The following is a 16,863-nucleotide window of genomic DNA, read 5'->3' as shown; positions in this document are numbered from 1 at the left end:
CATGAGCGAGAAACGCCTGCCACTGAAACCCGTTCTCCGCATCGATTTTCCACCCGGAGAGCGTCTGGGGCACGGCAAGGTCGAGTTGATGCAATTGATTGCCGAGACCGGATCGATCTCCGCCGCCGGTCGGGCAATGGACATGTCCTATCGACGCGCATGGCTGCTGGTAGATGCGCTGAACCACATGTTCAGGCAGCCGGTGATCTGTTCCCAGCGTGGGGGCAAGCAGGGTGGCGGCGCAGCACTGACTGTCTTCGGCGCCGAATTGCTGGAACGTTATCGTGGCATGGAAGAGCGGATGAACGAGGCCCTGCGCGAGGATATCGACTGGCTGGAGGCCAACCGCAACCCGCAAGATGCGCTCAATAGGGATCGAGAGCCGCCGACTTTATAATCGCATGAACCGGTTTGCCGGGTTCCAGATGCAGCCGCTCGCGGGAGAGGTCGGTGATGCGCGACTGGATAATATCGCCGCCGCAATCCATCTGTATCGTCACCATTCCGTCTTCGCTCTCCGAGATACCAGTGACATGGCCCTCGAGAATGTTGAGCGCGCTGAGACCCTCGGGTTTTACCAGAGCCAGCATGACATCACGTGCAGGTATCAGCACCCGTGCAGGGGTGCCGGCTGTTGCCTTTTTTGCCGGAACCTGCAGGAGCGCCGCATTGAGCCTGACGGCGGCAAGCCCGTGTCTTTCATCGAAGCTTTCGATATTTCCCGAAAGGATGCTGCCTGCTTCCCGGCGCTCGAGATAGGTGCTGAAATCGGGTCTCGACAGCACCTCGGCCGCTTTTCCTTCAGCCTCCACCTTGCCGTCTTTCATCACCACGACGCGGTCTGCGAGGCGGGCGACTTCCTGGATGGAATGGCTGACATAAACGATCGGGATTTTTGTCTCGTCGCGCAGCCGCTCGAGATAGGGAATGATCTCGGCCTTGCGCTGCTCGTCCAGCGAGGCGAGCGGTTCGTCCATCAGCAGCAGTCTTGGCGATGAGAGTAGTGCGCGACCGATGGCGACACGCTGTTTTTCCCCGCCCGAGAGCCTGTTAGGGCGACGCTGCAGAAGATGGCTGATGCCGAGCATGTCGATGATGCGGTCGTCATTCGCATTTGTGTCTTTGCCCGTGGTGAACCATCTGCCGTATCGCAGGTTTTGTGCGACGCTGAGATGCGGGAAGAGTCGCGCCTCCTGAAAGACATAACCGAAGCGGCGCTTATGGGCCGGCAGAAACAGGCGCTTTCCACTATCGGCCAGCACTTCGCCATCCAGCGAAATCTGTCCTTCATCCGGCCGCAGCAGACCGGCGATGATGCGGATCATCGATGTCTTGCCGGAGCCGGAACGCCCGAAAAGGGCGGTCACTCCGCCTTCGGAAGTGAAGGAGGCGTCGAGTTCAAAGGTGCCGAGGCGGTGACGGGCGGAGACTGAAAGCGTCATTCCATGCTCACCCGTTTGCCGATGATACGGGCCAGAAGCTCCGAGACGAGCAGCGCCAGTATGGAAATCACGACCGAAACGATGGTGAGGCGCAATGCGCCGGCATCGCCGCCCGGAACCTGCGTGAAGGTGTAGATGGCGGCGGACAGCGTCTGGGTCTCGCCCGGAATATTGGACACGAAGGTGATGGTCGCACCGAATTCGCCCATGGCCTTGGCGAAAGCGAGGATCATGCCGGCGATGATGCCGGGCAGCGTCAGTGGCAGGGTGACGGTAAGGAACACCCAGAGCGGGCTTGCCCCCAATGTTCCCGCCGCCTCTTCCAGCTTGCGGTCCACCGCTTCGATGGAGAGACGGATGGAGCGCACCATCAGCGGAAAGGCCATGACGGCGCAGGCAAGTGCCGCACCTGTCCAGCGAAAGGAAAAGACTATGCCGAACCAGCTATCGAGAAATTGGCCGATTGCGCCTCTGCGGCCGAAGAGGACCAGCAGCAGAAAACCGGTGACGACGGGTGGCAGAATGAGGGGCAAGTGGACGATGCCGTTGAGCAGCGATTTGCCCCAGAAGCGGCCGCGCGCCAGCGCCACGGCCACAGCGATGCCGAAGGGCAGGCTGGCCAGCATGGCGATGGAGGACACCCACAGGCTGAGCCTGATTGCCGTCCATTCTTCAGGGCTGAGTGTCCACCAATGCAATGCCATATCCTGCAATCGTCATGTTTCATGGCCCGCCGGAAAGCGGGCCTGAAGCAAGCTTATTTCAAAACGGTAAAGCCTTGCTTTTCGAAGAAAGGCGTCGCCTTCGCGGACTTTAGGAAATCCAGATAGGACTTCGCTGCCGGAGATTTTGCTTCCGAGAGAATGGCAACCGGGTAGATGATCGGCGGATGGCTGTCTTCCGGGAAGGTGCCGACGATTTTCACGCCGGGATCGGCGGCGGCGTCGGTCTGGTAGACGATGCCATAGGGGGCTTCGCCGCGCGAGACGAGTAGTAGTGCTGCGCGCACGCTCTCTGCGCCGGCGACTTTCTTTTCGACCGAGGACCAGACGCCGAGTTTTTCCAGCGCGGCCTTGCCGTATTTACCAGCAGGAACGGAATCGACTGCACCCATGGCGAGGCGACCATCGCCAACCAGAGCCGCAAGATCAAAGCCCTGCTTGATATCGACCGGTTTTGCCTTGTCTGCGGGCGCGACGAGAACGATGCGGTTGCCGAGAAGATTGGAGCGGCTGTCGCCATTGATCAGCTTCTTGTCGACGACATAGTCCATCCATGCGAGGTCGGCAGAGATGAAAATATCCGCAGGCGCGCCCTGTTCGATCTGCTTGGCGAGCGCTGAGCTTGCGGCATAAGAAACCGTCGCTTCGTTGCCGCTTTCCTTGGCCCATTCCGCATTGATGGCGTCGAGCGCGTTTTTCATGCTCGCGGCGGCAAAAACCGTAACCTTCTCGGCGGCATGGGCCGGAACAGCCACAAAGGAGGCCGCCATCCAGAAGGATGTGGCGGCGGCAATGGTTTTGAAGAAGCTGCGGCGCATAAGTCTCATGATGTCCCCCAGGGTCAGATGTATTCCGATGAATATAACGATAGGCCTATAGGGCAATCATTATATTTTCAAGGATATATCGATAGGGTGAGTAAAAGAGGCGGTTACTGATATCTCTGCGAGGAGATGGTTGAGGCTGAAAACCCTGACGCCATCATGCTTGGGCCTGCCCCGAGCATCTGCAACCTGTCGGTTTCATGCGACTTTCAAGCTGCCGTCACCGGCTCTCGCTGTCAAAAACGCTCGCCGGCGAAATGGGCGATCTGCGCGCCCGCCTCGTAATAGGCTTCCTTCACGGCGCGGAAAGCCTGCGCTTTCGGCTCCGTCACCGGCAAGGGAAGATCGGCTTCGGCGATCTCGCCGAGAATATGCTGGGCAATCACCTTGCCGAAGGCCGTCCCCGGGGCGATGCCGCGGCCGTTGTAACCCGAGAAGCCGATGACATTTTCCGCGAATTTGTGGAAGCGTGGCACGGCATTGTCCGTCATGCCGATCTGGCCATACCATTCACATTCGAATTCCGTGTCACCCAGCTGCGGGAAAAGCCGCTTCAGCGAGCGTTTCGCCCAGGCACGATGAATGGCGGTGCCGGTGCCACGCAGTGCACCGACACTGCCGAAGACGAGCCGACCGGCCTTGTCCATACGGAAGGATGACAGGATTTCCTTCGTATCCCAGCAGCCCTGCCGACCGGGCAGGATGCTTTTCTGAAGGTTGTCGCTGAGCGGCCTGGTCGCGAAATTGAAATAGGGCAAGTAAACCTGTTCCTCGCGGATAATCTGCCAGGGGCCGGTGCTGTAGGCCTCGGTTGCGACGACAATCCATTTTGCCGTTACCGATCCTTCCGGCGTTTTCACCACCCATTTTGCGCCGTTGCGGCCGGTTTCGTTGACCGGGCTTGCCGTATGCAGCCGGACGCCCGCCTTTAGTGCTGCGCCGGCAAGGCCACGAACATAGGCCAGTGGCTGGATCGTGCCGGCGCGGCTGTCGAGAAGCGCACCGGAATAGGCGGTGCTGCCGATATAGCTCGCTGTCTCGTCAGCATCGAGAACTCGAACCGGCGCGCCTCTCGCCGACCATTGTTCGCAACGCTCGCGGATTTCGGCGAGTCCTTTTTCGCCGACGGCGCAATGCAAAGTCCCATTTTTCTCGATCTCGCAGGGAATGCCGTGTTTTTCCACGAGTTCGCGGACGAGAACCGGAGCGTCGCCCAGAAGATCGAGCAGCCGCTCTCCGTAGGTCTCGCCCAATACATCTGGAAGCTCTTTGGGCATGACCCACATGCCGCCATTGATGAGGCCGACATTGCGCCCCGCGCCGCCGAAACCGATCTCTTTCGCTTCCAGCAGGATGACGTCGAGACCGCCTTCGGCAAGATGCAACGCGGCAGATTGCCCGGTGAAACCACCACCAACGACCACGACGTCGGCAACCGCATCCCCTTGCAGCGCCGGTGTCACGGGCGGCTGCGGCGCGGTCTTTTCCCAGAGGCCATGCGAGCGCGGGTCGTTATACATCGTTCCACCATAGTGCGGGCGAGTTCATTTGATTTGCGTATGAGTGACAAGCCCTTGTTTATGAGACTTTACAAGCCAGTCTGTCTGTTGAATATCGACATATCGTCAAGAGTTCATTCCGTGAGGGAATATGGTTCTGCCGCCGCGCCGTTTTCTGCCGTCGCTTTCGCTGCTGGCGGCTTTCGAGGCTGCATCGCGCACCGGCAGCGTTACCGCAGCGGCAAGGGAGCTCGGCCTGACACAGGGTGCGGTCAGCCGGCAGATTCTGGCGCTTGAAGAGCAGCTTGGTGTGGCACTGTTCCTGCGTGAACGGCAGACCATCCGCTTGACCCGGGCGGGGGAAGGTTACGCGCGGGAAATCCGCGAGGCTTTGCGGCGTATTTCGACGGCGTCCCTCAATCTGCGCGCCAATCCGGATGGTGGCACGCTCAATCTCGGCGTGCTGCCCAGCTTCGGCACACGCTGGCTGGTGCCCCGCCTTCCGGATTTCATCGCCCGGCATCCCGGCATTTCGGTCAATCTTCTGACGCGGTCGTCGCTGTTCGATTTCCGCACCGATACCGTCGATGCGGCGATCCATTTCGGTTTGCCGCATTGGCCGGGCACCGAACTGGCTTTCCTGATGCATGAAAAGGTCATTCCGGTGTGTAGCCCGGCTTTCAAGGAACTTTACGGGCTTTCTCGGCCGGATGATCTGCTGCATGTACCACTCCTGCACATGACAACCCGGCCGGACGCCTGGGAACAATGGTTTCGCAGCCATGATGTGCGTTTCGACAATGTGCACGGCATGCTGTTCGATCAGTTCACGACGATTGCCGAGGCGTCGAGCGCTGGCGTCGGGGCTTCGCTTGTGCCGTCCTTCATGATCGAGGAGGAATTGCGAAGCGGACGTCTGGTCTCAGCCGTTGCGGGGGAAGTGGAAAGCGAAGAGGCCTATTATCTTGCATGCATGCCGGACCGCGCGACCTATCCGCCCCTTGAAAGTTTCCGGCGCTGGATCGTTTATCAGGCCGCAATCGGCAGGGATGTCGCCGGCGAAGACTTTTCGGCGTAAATCGGGGACGGTCTTGCAAGAGCGCCGCGGCTAAGCCAATAGTGCGCCATGACGTGTGGCGGACGGCGCCACGCACCGCAAATTCCAATACGGGAGGTGTCCATGAAGCCCATTTTTGTTCAGCTTCAATGCGAGCCCGGCAAGACCTATGATGTCGCCGATGCCATTTATAAAACAGAACTCGTTTCCGAGCTTTATTCCACCAGCGGCGAATATGATCTGATGCTGAAAATCTATCTTCCGCAGGAGGAAGATATCGGCAAATTCATCAATCAGCATATCGTCAATATTCCCGGCATCGTCCGTTCGCTGACGACGCTGACCTTCACCGCGTTCTGACTCTATTCCGATCCTTTGACAGGACATCCGCGTGGAGGGAAAGCCTTTTCAGCGTAAAGACTTGGTGGCGAGTGGCAGCCTTAAGGCTTGTTGCGGGCAACAGGAATGAGGGAAGAATTTGGAGCGTCAGGAAGGCCGTATACACAGCCCTTGGCTCCAATCCTGATTTACAGGTACTTTTTCAGCTCACTGCATCAGAACTTTTGAGACGTCGCGAATGGCTTGTGGTCAGCCGCTCAGACGAATTGATACACTAAAAGCGCGCCATCGACCCCGTGTTCGGGATACGATATCGGGCGCGCTTTGGTTTTGACGGGGACGTGGCAGCGATTGCGTAACGGGTTTCCCGCATCAGGCCGCGGCCAGATTCCGGCTGCGCACCAGATCGCGGATCGCGATGCGCACGTCGTCGGCGCTGTCGAACTTCTGTTCGTCCAGGTCGTGAACGTGGAACTTCACCGCGATGAACTTCAGCCGGTCGTTGTCCGGTATGACGATGCCGACGGGTTCGCCAGCGAATTCAATAACTTGCTTTTGCATAGGTATACTCCCGCTGTGGCTCATTAACACAGCATGTTGTCGAACTGATTTTCAGAAAATTGAGACCGTCAGGTCACATTCGACAGCAGCGGGAACACGTGGATTTAAATCCAGCATTCCAGGACACAAGACCAAGGATTGCGTTGATGTTGATATGTTTTGACATGACACACTCCCTGTATTGGTGTTGGCCCAGAATCAGGAGACTCGTTCTCCAGTTCCACACTGATAATCCAGACCAGCACTAAAATCAATGCTGATTGTTATAGGTAGAATATTTTTCTTTATGATGACAGGAGAGGGGCGGAAATGTGAAATTTTTGTTTTCGTGGGAAGCCGCCGCGAAAAGCCCGGCGTGGCGAGCTTTTTATGCTTTTTTTTAATAGCTGCCGGATGTCGCCGGCGGGTAAATATGATCGTTTCCGTTGAAGTCGGAGACGGAGTAACAGCCATCGCGGGTTTTTTCGGCCGCATTTCGGCCGATCATGGCCTTGCCGTGACCGCCGGGGATGTCGAGAACATAGGTCGGCTGGCAAAGACCGGAGACATGCCCGCGCAAGGCGGAAACGATTCGCTGCCCCTCTTCGATCGTCAACCGGAAATGGCTTGTGCCCGGGGCAAGATCGGGATGGTGCAGATAATAGGGCTTGATACGGTTTTCGACGAAGCTGCGCATCAGGTCGGCCAGAACCGCCGGATCATCGTTGATGCCCTTCAAAAGAACGGTCTGGCTGACCATGGCTATGCCGGCATCGATCAACCGTGCGCAGGCGTTTCTGGCAGCATCGCCGAGTTCGCGGGCGTGATTGGCATGCAGGGCGACATAGGTGGTTTTGCCGCTCGCCTTCAATGCTTCGATCAGTGGCGCGTCAATGCGGTCGGGATCGACAACCGGCACGCGGGTATGGAAACGGACGATCTTGACGTGCGGTATGTCCCTTAGCCGTTTCATCAGGTCTGACAATCGTCGTGGCGAGAGCACCAGAGGATCGCCACCGGTGAGGATGACCTCCCAGATAGCCGGGTTCTCTTTTATATAGGCGAATGCAGCGTCCAGCTCTTCCGGGCTCATCATCCCGTTGCCCTGCGGGCCGACCATTTCGCGGCGGAAACAGAAACGGCAATAGACCGGGCAAACATGCACCGCCTTCAAAAGCACGCGGTCGGGATAACGGTGAACGATGCCGTGGACGGGGCTATGGGCGTCGTCGCCGATCGGATCGTCGCGTTCTTCGGGAAGATGGACGAGTTCGGCGAGGTCAGGCACAAATTGCCGGGCGATCGGATCCTGCGGATCGTGACTATCCATCAGCCCGGTAACCGCTGGCGTGATGGCGAGCGCATAACGCTGCGTCACCGCGCGCAGACCCTCAAGCGCCTCTGCTTCGATCAGCCCCGCTTCGAGCAGCGCTTCCGGTGTCTTGATGGTTTCAAACCTTGTCATCGTCCATATTCCGCGACGGGCGCCCACATGACGAGATCGATGCGGGGTGCGCCGGTTGCCAACATCACCAGCCGGTCGAAACCGAGCGCTATGCCGCTTGCCGGGGGCATGATCGCAAGTGCGGCCAGAAAATCCTCGTCCAGTGGATAGGTCTCTCCATAAACCCGCAGTTTCTCGGCCATCTCCATTTCGAAACGGCGTCTCTGTTCGGCAGCATCGGTCAATTCACCGAAGGCATTGGCAAGTTCCACGCCGCAGGCATAAAGCTCGAAGCGTTCCGCCACTCGGGCATCGCCAGGCGATTTGCGGGCAAGGGCCGCTTCGCTGGTGGGATATTCATCAAGAATGGTTGCGCGGCCGAAACCGAGTTCCGGCTCCACGCGCTCGACGATGACGCGGCTGAACATATCCGCCCAGGTATCGTCATCGGCCACACGAATGCCGGCATTGGTGAGGCTTGCGGCGAGGTGCCGTTCATCCGTTTCGCCATTGCGGCCGATGGTCGCCAGAAGATCGATACCGGCATAACGTTCGAAGGCCTCGGCAACGCTCAGACGTTCCGGCTCGAGGAAGGGATCGACACTGCGGCCGCGATAGGTGAAATGTTTCGTCCCGGTTGTTTCGGCCGCAAGCGCCAGAAGATTGGCGCTGTCCTTCATCAGGCTCTCATAGGTTTCGCCGACCCTATACCATTCCAGCATGGTGAATTCCGGGTGGTGCAGGGGGCCCCTTTCCCGGTTCCTGTAAACATGAGCGAAACAGGAAATGCGTTTTTCACCGGCGGCGAGCAGCTTTTTGCAGGCGAATTCCGGCGAGGTATGGAGATAGAGCGGCACGGCCTCGCCGCCCGGCGTCAGGCCGTCGGTGGCAAAGGCGTGCAGATGCGCTTCATTGCCGGGGGAAACCTGCAGGGTCGCGGTATCGACTTCCAGAAAATCGGCACGGGCGAAATAGCCGCGGAAGGCCGACTGGATCGCGTTGCGGCCAAGGAGAAAAGCGCGGCGATCGGCGTGGACATCAGGTGTCCACCAGGGCGACATTGTCTCGTTGCTTGCGCGCATCGTCTGTTCTTTTCTGTCTTCTCTGCGGCGCCCGATTGCGGGGAAACAGTCCGCAAAACGCCTGAATGCATCATTTAAAGCAATTCCGGGCGGAAAACCGCTAGGCACTCCTCCGCGAATTGCTGTAGAAGGCTGGCAATTCGCGCGGATTTAAGGTAGTTGCGCCCCAGAAAAAAGACAAAACGTCTGCCGGGGCCGGTGCTGCCGCGCAGTCCTTTACGACGCATTTCATCGAGTTACAAGGAAGTCATATGGTCAAGGTTATCGCCTCATCTGTCCGCAAGGGCAATGTTCTCGACGTGGACGGCAAGCTTTACGTCGTTCTCACCGCGCAGAACTTCCACCCGGGCAAGGGTACGCCGGTCACGCAGGTGGACATGCGCCGCATCGTTGATGGCACGAAGGTCTCCGAGCGCTGGCGCACCACCGAGCAGGTCGAGCGGGCTTTCGTCGAGGACCTGAACTTCCAGTTCCTTTATGAAGATGGCGAAGGCTTCCACTTCATGAACCCTGAGAACTACGATCAGGTCGTGGTCGATGTCGAGACGATGGGTGACCAGAAGGCCTATCTGCAGGAAGGCATGACCTGCGTTCTTTCCATTCACGAAGGCAATCCGCTGGCTGTCGAACTGCCGCGTCATGTCACGCTGGAAATCGTGGAAACGGAACCGGTTGTGAAGGGCCAGACGGCTTCTTCTTCCTACAAGCCGGCAATTCTCTCCAATGGCATCCGCACGATGGTTCCGCCGCATATCGATGCCGGCATCCGCGTGGTCATCGCAACGGAAGACAATTCCTACGTCGAGCGCGCCAAGAACTGAGCCTGAAGGCTGGGTAAGCACAAAGCACCGGGCGACCGGTGCTTTTTTTATTTTGTGACGTGAAATAACAAAAAGCCCGCGTCGAAACGCGGGCTCTTTGTTTGTCTTTTTTGGCGCTGGTTACATACGCTTGGCAGCAACAGCAGCGGCGATCGTCGGACCACCCTTCGATGTGGCCGTCTGGCCAACGGCGTAACCGCCGCCGAGTGCAACGCTCAATGCTACGTAATCCTGCGCCGCCTGCTGGATGGCCGTTGCAAGCTGTGACTGGGCGTCGGAGACGTTACGCTGGGCGTCGAGAACATCAAGGAGCGAGGACGCGCCATCGCGATAGCTGGCGGTCGCCAGCGAGAGCGCCTCCTGATAGGAGGAAACGGTTCTGCGATACGCACTGACCGTCTGCTGATCGCGATTAAGCGCAGTCAGGGCGTTTTCGACTTCTTCCACCGCATTCAGAACGGTCGCCTTCCAGGCAAGGTACTGTTCACGGGCAACGGACTTCTGGATGTCAACGCCAGCGCGCAGTCTTCCGCCATCAAGGATCGGCAGCGTGATCGAAGGGCCAAAGCCCCAGCCATTGGACGTGCCGCTCGCACCATTGCTGATTTTGGTGAAGCTCGGTGTAATCGAACCGCTCAGCGTGATGCTTGGATAGAGCTGCGCCTCTGCAACGCCAATATCCGCCACCGCAGCCGCGAGCTGGCGTTCAGCAACGCGGATATCCGGTCTGTTGCGAATAAGGTCGGCCGGAATACCAGTACGCGGAATGGTGCGGGCAACAGGCTGGCGCGCGCCTCTTTGAAGCTCCATCACAAGCGAGTCGGCTGGCATGCCGAGCAGGGTCGCGATGCGGTGTGCTGCGCGACGGAAATTCGTTTCCAGCGCCGGCATTTGAGCAAGCGTGGAATTCACGAGACCTTCGGACTGAACGACGTCCAGGCGGGAAGCCGCACCGGCGTCCAGCTGCAACTTCGTCAGGCTGAGTGTCTCGCGACGAGAACCGAGGTTCTGACGGGCGATCGCCAGACGCTCCTGATAATAGCGCACGTCGATGTAGGCGGACGTAACAGCGGAGATCAAGGTCAGGCGCTGAACGTTGGCCGTTGCATAGGCGGCATCGAGCGATGCGCCCGCGCTTTCCTGAGCGCGACGGTATTGGCCGAACAGGTCCAGCAACCAGCCGACGTTGAAAGCATTGCTCGTCGTGTTGGTGACGTTATCGTTCGTGGAAGGCAGGCTTCCGCCGCTGCCCTGGGTCTGGTGACGGAATGTGGAGGTCAGGCTCGGTAGAGAGCCCGCGCCAGCCACGGTAATGTTGGATTGAGCCTGATTGATGCGCTCGATCGCCTGCAGAACCGTCAGGTTCTGCGTGAGGCCGGTGGAAACGTAACCATTGAGGCGGCTGTCGTTGAATGCATTCCACCATGCCACGGTGCTGATGTCGCCATTACTGGTTTTTCCGGCTTCCGCAAACTTGCCCGGCAATTGAATTTCCGGCGTCTGGTGGTCTGGCCCGACAACACAGCCTGAAAGCAGCAGCATTGTCAGGGGAAGAGTGGCGCGAATAGACAGCATGTAATTTTCCCAATTCTTAGGTTGGCTTACCGAGCGCGGCTTGCTGAAAAATGGGCTGCGCGGTCGATATGCCCTAGAAACGTGCATTAGCCAAATCGGCTACATTTCTAGCAGCGTATTAACGGTTGGCACAGCCCATTTTTGTTTTGTTAACGCCTTGAAAGGCGGCGAATGATGACGAAAAAGGACGGAACGAAGAAAATTCCGAGCAGTGTTGCAGAAAGCATACCACCCAGAACCCCAATACCGATTGCATTTTGTGCGGCGGAACCCGCTCCGGTTGCGATTGCGAGAGGCACAACGCCGAGGATGAAGGCAAGCGACGTCATGATGATCGGGCGCAGGCGCAGCTTCGCTGCCTCCAGCGCCGCTTCCACCAGACTTAACCCATGCTCCTGCCTCTCCTTGGCGAATTCGACGATGAGGATCGCGTTTTTCGCAGCAAGGCCGATGGTCGTCAGCAGGCCAACCTTGAAGTAGACGTCGTTCGTCTGGCCGAAGAAATGGGCCGCAGTCAAGGCACCGAGGACGCCCACCGGGACGGCCAGGATGACCGAGAAGGGGATCGACCAGCTTTCATAGAGGGCAGCAAGGCAAAGGAACACGATGAGAACCGACAGCGCGTAGAGCATCGGCGCCTGTGAACCGGAAAGTCGCTCCTGATAGGAAATGCCCTGCCACGCCACGGTGTAACCGCCCGGCAGGCTTGCCGTCAGACGTTCCATCTCGTCCATGGCTTCACCGGAGGCCACGCCCGTGCCCGCGGTACCTTCCAGCGAGATCGCGCCTGTACCGTTGAAGCGGGCGAGAGACGGCGGCGCGTTGACCCACTTCACCTCGCTGAAGGAGGAGAATGGCACCATCTCGCCGGTGGTATTGCGGGCATACCAATATTTCAGGTCGTCCGGCTGCATGCGATAGGGCGCGTCACCCTGGACATAGACGGGCTTGAGTTCGCCGTTCAGGGTGAAGTCATTGACATCCCGGCCGGCAAAGATCGTCGACAGCATGAGGTTCACGGAGGACAGATCGACGCCCATGGCTCCCATCTTCTCCTGATCGAGAACGATCTTCATCTGGGTTTCATTGTCCTGGCTGTCGCTTCGAAGCGAGCTGATCTTCGGATTGCCTGTCGCAAGCGCGATCAGTTCCTTCGATGAGGCGGTCAGGGCATCGGTGCCGTTGCGGCCGCTATCCACGAGATACATCGAGAAACCGCTCGAGGTGCCCATGCCCTGAATGGCCGGTGGCAGAAGCGGGAACACCTGCGCATCGCGGAAACCGAAGAAGGTGCCCATGGCGCGCTGCACAATGGCACCGGCATGTTGATCGGGCGCGGTTCGTTCAGCGAAATCCTTGAGTTTGGTGAAGACGATGGCGTTGTTCTGGCCGGAACCGCTGAAGCTGAAACCCAGCACGCCGAAAACCGATTCGACATTGGCAGCTTCTTTTTCGCGGAAGTAGTTTTCGACCTGCTTGACCACCTCGTTGGTGCGTTCGATGTTGGAGCCGGTCGGCGTCTGGATGATCGTCAGAAGCACGCCCTGGTCTTCCTGCGGCAGGAACGAGCTCGGCAGCTTGCTGAAGAACCAGACGCAGCCACCGATGACGACCGCGAAAATGATCATCACGCGCAGCGGACGCTTGAGCAGATACCCGATGGACGACACATAACCGTCCGTCGTTTTGCCAAAGCCGCGGTTGAACCATGCGCCCGGTCCACGCTTTTTCTTATGGTGGTCGATCGGCTTTAGCATGGTGGCGCAAAGCGCCGGCGTCAGAACGATGGCGACCACGGCGGACAGCAGCATGGCCGACACGATGGTGATCGAGAACTGGCGATAGATGATGCCGGTTGATCCACCGAAGAAAGCCATCGGAATGAACACGGCGGTCAGGACGAGCGCGATGCCGATGATCGCACCGGTGATCTCGCCCATCGATTTTTCGGTCGCCTCGACCGGTGACAGGCCCTCTTCCGACATGATGCGCTCGACGTTTTCAACGACGACGATGGCGTCATCGACGAGAAGGCCGATCGCAAGAACCATGGCGAACATGGTTAGCGTATTGATCGAGTAGCCTGTCAATGCCAGCACGCCGAATGTTCCCAACAGAACCACCGGCACGGCGATCATCGGAATGAATGTGGCCCTGAGGTTTTGCAGGAACACCAGAAGCACGACGAAGACGAGGATGATCGCCTCGATCAGCGTATGCACCACTTTCTCGATCGACAGCTTTACGAAGGGCGTCGTGTCGTAGGGATATTCGATCGAAACGCCTTCCGGCAGCGAGCCTTCGACATTGGTCAGAGCCGCTTTCACGCGCGCTGCCGTGTCGAGCGCGTTCGCACCGGTGGCGAGGTTGACCGCGAAACCGGCCGAAGGGCGGCCGTTGGAGCGGGAATCGCCGCCATAGGTTTCCTGGCCGATCTCGATGCGGGCAACGTCGCTGAGGCGGACCGTTGCGCCGTCCTTTTCGACTTTGAGGATGACCTTCTCGAAATCTGCGACAGTGGTGAGCTGGCTCTGCGCCGTTACCGTCACGTTGAGCTGCTGGCCCTTGACGGCCGGTACGGCGCCGAGCGAGCCGACCGAAACCTGGGTGTTCTGGCTTTGAATGGCGCCGGTAACGTCGGCCGTGGTCAGCTGGTATTTGTTGAGCTTGAACGGATCCAGCCAGATGCGCATCGCATATTCGGAACCAAAGACGTTGATGCTGCCCACGCCTTCGAGACGCTTGATCTGGTCTTCGACACGCGAGGAGAACACGTCGCCGAGATCGGCCGAGTTGCGCTTGCCGTCGGTGGAGATCAACGCGCCGACCATCAGAATGCTCGATGTCGAGCGGCTGACCTGCAGACCCTGCTGCTGCACGGTATCGGGCAATTGTGACTGGACGAGCTGCAGCTTGTTCTGCACCTGAACCTGCGCGATATCAGGCAGGATGCTGTTACCGAAGGTCAATGTCACTTCGGCGCTACCTGTCGAGGATGACGAGGTCATATAGGTGAGGTCGTCGAGGCCGGTCATGCCATCCTCGATGATGGTCGTCACCGATTTTTCGACGGTTTCGGCACTGGCACCATTATAGGTAGCGCTGACGCGCACCGTCGTTGGCGCGATATCAGGGTATTGCGAAATCGACAGCGTCCAGATCGCAAGGACGCCGCCCAGCATGATGACGATGGCGATAACCCATGCAAAAACGGGGCGCCGGATGAAGAAATGGGCCATGGCAGTCCTGCCTTACCTTTTACGAGCTTCGACCGAGGGTTTCGTGCTCATGCTTATTTCGTGGGGGCGGCGGCAGGCGGAGCTTGCTGCGGCAGAACGACGATACCGCGATCGTCGATGGTCACTTCAACCGGTGCGACAGTGGCGCCTTCGGCAATCCACTGGAAGCCGTCGACGATGAGCTTGTCGCCATCCTTGACGTTTTCCGTCACCAGCCAGGCATTGCCCGATTGCTGGCTGGACGGGAAGGTGCGGGTTTCCACCTTGTTTTCCGCCGTCACGAATTTCGCGGTCAGTTCGCCGCTGGCGTTGCGGCTCGCGGCGCGTTGCGGAATGCGGAAGCCCTTTTCCTTGCCGATGGTCAGCGTGGCACGGACATAGGTGCCGGGAAGCAGAAGATCATCAGGGTTTTCGAACAGGGCACGGATGGAGAAGGTGCCCGTGGTTTCGCTCACCGCCATGTCGGACATGTCGATCTTGCCGTCATGCTTATATTCAGTGCCGTCTTCCAGCGTCAGATGGATGCCGGTCTCCTTCGTGTCGCCACCGAGCTGACCAGAGGAGATTGCCTTTTTAAGACGCAGAAGATTGGTGCTGGATTCCATCAGGTCGATATAGATCGGATCGATGCGGCGCAGCGTCGTCAAGGCCGTGGTCTGGTTTGCCGTCACCACGTTGCCGATGCTGAAGGCGGTTGCGCTGGTAATGCCGTCGAAAGGCGCGCGGACTTTAGTGAGATCGAGGTTGATTTCCGCCGTTTCCAGCGCCGCCTTGGTCTGGGCCACATCGGCTTGCGCCTGCAGCAGCGTCACCTTGGCGTTTTCATATTCGATCTGCGTCGCACCGCTGTTGACCAGCCGCTCGTAGCGCGCAAGGTTTGCCTGGGCGCTCGGAACGCTGGCTTCCGCCTTCGCCACGCTTGCCTTGGCCTGTGCCACTTCCGCCAGATAGGTGTTGTCCTCGATCTGGTAGAGAACGTCGCCCTGCTTGACTTCGCTGCCTTCCTTGAAGGGAATTTCGCGGATGATACCGGTCACACGCGGGCGGATTTCCGCCGTCTGGAACGCGCTGGCGCGGCCGGGAAGAACGGTGGTCAAAGGATATTCGCTGGTCTTCATAACGATGACGCTGACCGGAGACGGCGGACGCTCGGCACCCTGGCCGGCGGACTTGCTGCTTTCGCCGCCATCGCTGCATCCCGCCAGAACCGCGGTTACACACAGAGAAGCAAATAGGGGTAAAATACGTCGGCTCATCGTTCTTCCCTGCGTATCGGTCGCATTCAACTATAAGCGCAATGTCGCTCGGCGGATGCGCGTCCGGAGACAGACACGACAGGCGAAGGCCTTGAAAGGGACCCGATTCGCTCATTCTGTCCGGACCGCCACGCGCATAGAAGCGCAGGCTTATGCGCTTCGCAAGCAATTGCGAGAAGGTGACGTAAATTGGGAATCGTCACTTAGCAAGCGGATTGCGTAATCCCGCATCGATTAAATCAACGAGTTGATCACAACGTGTTGCCAAATTGCCGATATCTTCCTGTGCGATGAGGACGGGATGGATGACGCTCGTCAGGGCGTGGAGCACGGTTTCCGCGAGCACGGGAATGTCGGTGGCGATATAGAGCCCCGCCTCGACGCCGTCCCGAATGATTTCCGCCAGGAGTTTCGCGATGACGGACTTATAATAGTCGCCGCATTTCATATCCTGCTTGGCGGTCATCAGGATCATCTCGAAGACATAGGGATTTTTATTGAGATCCTGGTGGTGCTGCTCCATCAGGTTGCGCGCAAGATGACGCAACCTGTCAAGCGGCGCATGGCTCTTGTCGAGCGGACAGATCTGCCGTTCAAAAACGCCGATCTGTCCGAAGCCGATGGCATCGACGAGCGCATTCTTCGAGCTGAAATGTTTGAAGACATTGGCGGGAGACATGTTCAGTGCCGAGGCGATATCGGCAATCGCCACCGCATTGAAACCGCGCTCGCGGAAAAGCTCTTCGGCCTTGGCAAGAATGTCCCGCCGGGTTTCCTCGGCGGAACGGCGAGGCCGGCGCCGCACGGGAAGGTCACTTTTCCTGTCGCCCTTTCTCACCTGATCAATCGTTTTGTTCACGGGTCAGACTCCGGGGAAGAACGGCTCCAGATTCCGGCGTACTCTCGCCAACGGCGTCTCGCCGCTATCGTCGGGAACGAAGCGCTGTCCGGTGATGCGTTCATAAGCATCAATATAGACCTGCGAGGTCTGCAGGACGAGATCCTCAGGAATTTTGGGAACGG

Annotated in this window: 16 protein-coding genes (1 of these 16 only partly in view); 4 read left to right on the top strand and 12 right to left on the bottom strand. The window is 58.6% G+C overall.

The window, feature by feature from the left end:
* Position 1: 1 nt before the first annotated feature.
* Complete coding sequence (locus ATU_RS12485) at positions 2–397, top strand: winged helix-turn-helix domain-containing protein (RefSeq protein ID WP_010972404.1); 396 nt, start codon at positions 2–4, stop codon at positions 395–397.
* Here ATU_RS12485 and modC read toward each other — a convergent pair.
* From modC to ATU_RS12465, 4 genes are all read right to left on the bottom strand, one after another.
* Positions 366–1,442 carry a molybdenum ABC transporter ATP-binding protein gene (gene modC / locus ATU_RS12480; RefSeq protein ID WP_010972403.1) on the bottom strand — a complete coding sequence of 359 codons (1,077 nt, stop codon included), beginning with the start codon at positions 1,440–1,442 and terminating at the stop codon, positions 366–368. The genes ATU_RS12485 and modC overlap by 32 nt on opposite strands.
* Positions 1,439–2,146: a molybdate ABC transporter permease subunit gene (gene modB, locus ATU_RS12475; protein WP_010972402.1), complete on the bottom strand. Its 708-nt coding sequence runs from the start codon at positions 2,144–2,146 to the stop codon at positions 1,439–1,441. Before modB ends, modC begins: the two co-directional genes overlap by 4 nt.
* A gap of 53 nt (positions 2,147–2,199) precedes the next feature.
* The gene (gene modA, locus ATU_RS12470) at positions 2,200–2,991 is read right to left on the bottom strand and encodes a molybdate ABC transporter substrate-binding protein (RefSeq protein ID WP_010972401.1); all 792 of its coding nucleotides are present in this window, start codon (positions 2,989–2,991) and stop codon (positions 2,200–2,202) included.
* Positions 2,992–3,224: 233 nt separating this feature from the next.
* Entirely contained in the window at positions 3,225–4,508 is a 1,284-nt protein-coding gene (locus ATU_RS12465; protein WP_010972400.1) for an NAD(P)/FAD-dependent oxidoreductase, read from the bottom strand.
* A 130-nt stretch (positions 4,509–4,638) separates the two neighbouring features.
* Between ATU_RS12465 and ATU_RS12460 the strand changes: the two genes are divergently transcribed.
* Together ATU_RS12460 and ATU_RS12455 are read left to right on the top strand one after the other, a co-directional pair.
* Positions 4,639–5,565: a LysR family transcriptional regulator gene (locus ATU_RS12460; RefSeq protein ID WP_010972399.1), complete on the top strand. Its 927-nt coding sequence runs from the start codon at positions 4,639–4,641 to the stop codon at positions 5,563–5,565.
* Between the two features lie 102 nt (positions 5,566–5,667).
* The gene (locus ATU_RS12455) at positions 5,668–5,904 is read left to right on the top strand and encodes an Lrp/AsnC ligand binding domain-containing protein (RefSeq protein WP_006313966.1); all 237 of its coding nucleotides are present in this window, start codon (positions 5,668–5,670) and stop codon (positions 5,902–5,904) included.
* A gap of 351 nt (positions 5,905–6,255) precedes the next feature.
* Here the strand turns inward: ATU_RS12455 and ATU_RS12450 are convergent, their stop codons facing one another.
* The 3 genes from ATU_RS12450 to epmA form a co-directional block, all read right to left on the bottom strand.
* Positions 6,256–6,444, bottom strand: coding sequence for a hypothetical protein (locus ATU_RS12450; RefSeq protein ID WP_006313965.1), 189 nt, complete (start codon positions 6,442–6,444; stop codon positions 6,256–6,258).
* Positions 6,445–6,823: 379 nt separating this feature from the next.
* Positions 6,824–7,888, bottom strand: a complete 1,065-nt coding sequence (locus ATU_RS12445; RefSeq protein WP_035257942.1) for a lysine-2,3-aminomutase-like protein — start codon at positions 7,886–7,888, stop codon at positions 6,824–6,826.
* On the bottom strand, positions 7,885–8,949 hold the full coding sequence (epmA, locus tag ATU_RS12440; protein ID WP_010972397.1) for an EF-P lysine aminoacylase EpmA: 1,065 nt from the start codon (positions 8,947–8,949) through the stop codon (positions 7,885–7,887). Before epmA ends, ATU_RS12445 begins: the two co-directional genes overlap by 4 nt.
* 251 nt (positions 8,950–9,200) lie before the next feature.
* Between epmA and efp the strand changes: the two genes are divergently transcribed.
* Entirely contained in the window at positions 9,201–9,770 is a 570-nt protein-coding gene (gene efp / locus ATU_RS12435) for an elongation factor P (protein WP_006313960.1), read from the top strand.
* A gap of 120 nt (positions 9,771–9,890) precedes the next feature.
* Here the strand turns inward: efp and ATU_RS12430 are convergent, their stop codons facing one another.
* From ATU_RS12430 to ATU_RS12410, 5 genes are all read right to left on the bottom strand, one after another.
* Positions 9,891–11,345 (bottom strand): efflux transporter outer membrane subunit, encoded by a 1,455-nt coding sequence (locus tag ATU_RS12430; RefSeq protein ID WP_010972396.1) that lies wholly within the window; start codon positions 11,343–11,345, stop codon positions 9,891–9,893.
* A 149-nt stretch (positions 11,346–11,494) separates the two neighbouring features.
* Positions 11,495–14,584, bottom strand: coding sequence for an efflux RND transporter permease subunit (locus ATU_RS12425; protein WP_010972395.1), 3,090 nt, complete (start codon positions 14,582–14,584; stop codon positions 11,495–11,497).
* A 53-nt stretch (positions 14,585–14,637) separates the two neighbouring features.
* Entirely contained in the window at positions 14,638–15,840 is a 1,203-nt protein-coding gene (locus ATU_RS12420) for an efflux RND transporter periplasmic adaptor subunit (protein WP_010972394.1), read from the bottom strand.
* A 199-nt stretch (positions 15,841–16,039) separates the two neighbouring features.
* Positions 16,040–16,699, bottom strand: coding sequence for a TetR family transcriptional regulator AmeR (gene ameR / locus ATU_RS12415; RefSeq protein ID WP_010972393.1), 660 nt, complete (start codon positions 16,697–16,699; stop codon positions 16,040–16,042).
* Positions 16,700–16,702: 3 nt separating this feature from the next.
* A protein-coding gene (locus ATU_RS12410) for a phosphoribosylaminoimidazolesuccinocarboxamide synthase (RefSeq protein WP_010972392.1) crosses the window boundary here: on the bottom strand, positions 16,703–16,863 show its end. The gene runs 790 nt beyond the window's last position; the window shows 161 of its 951 coding nt (coding positions 791–951); its start codon lies beyond the right edge, outside the window; it ends in the stop codon at positions 16,703–16,705.

The organism is Agrobacterium fabrum str. C58 (genome assembly GCF_000092025.1).
Lineage (GTDB): Bacteria > Pseudomonadota > Alphaproteobacteria > Rhizobiales > Rhizobiaceae > Agrobacterium > Agrobacterium fabrum.
Note: the sequence above shows the minus strand (reverse complement) of the source record. Positions and strands in the feature narration are given on the sequence as shown.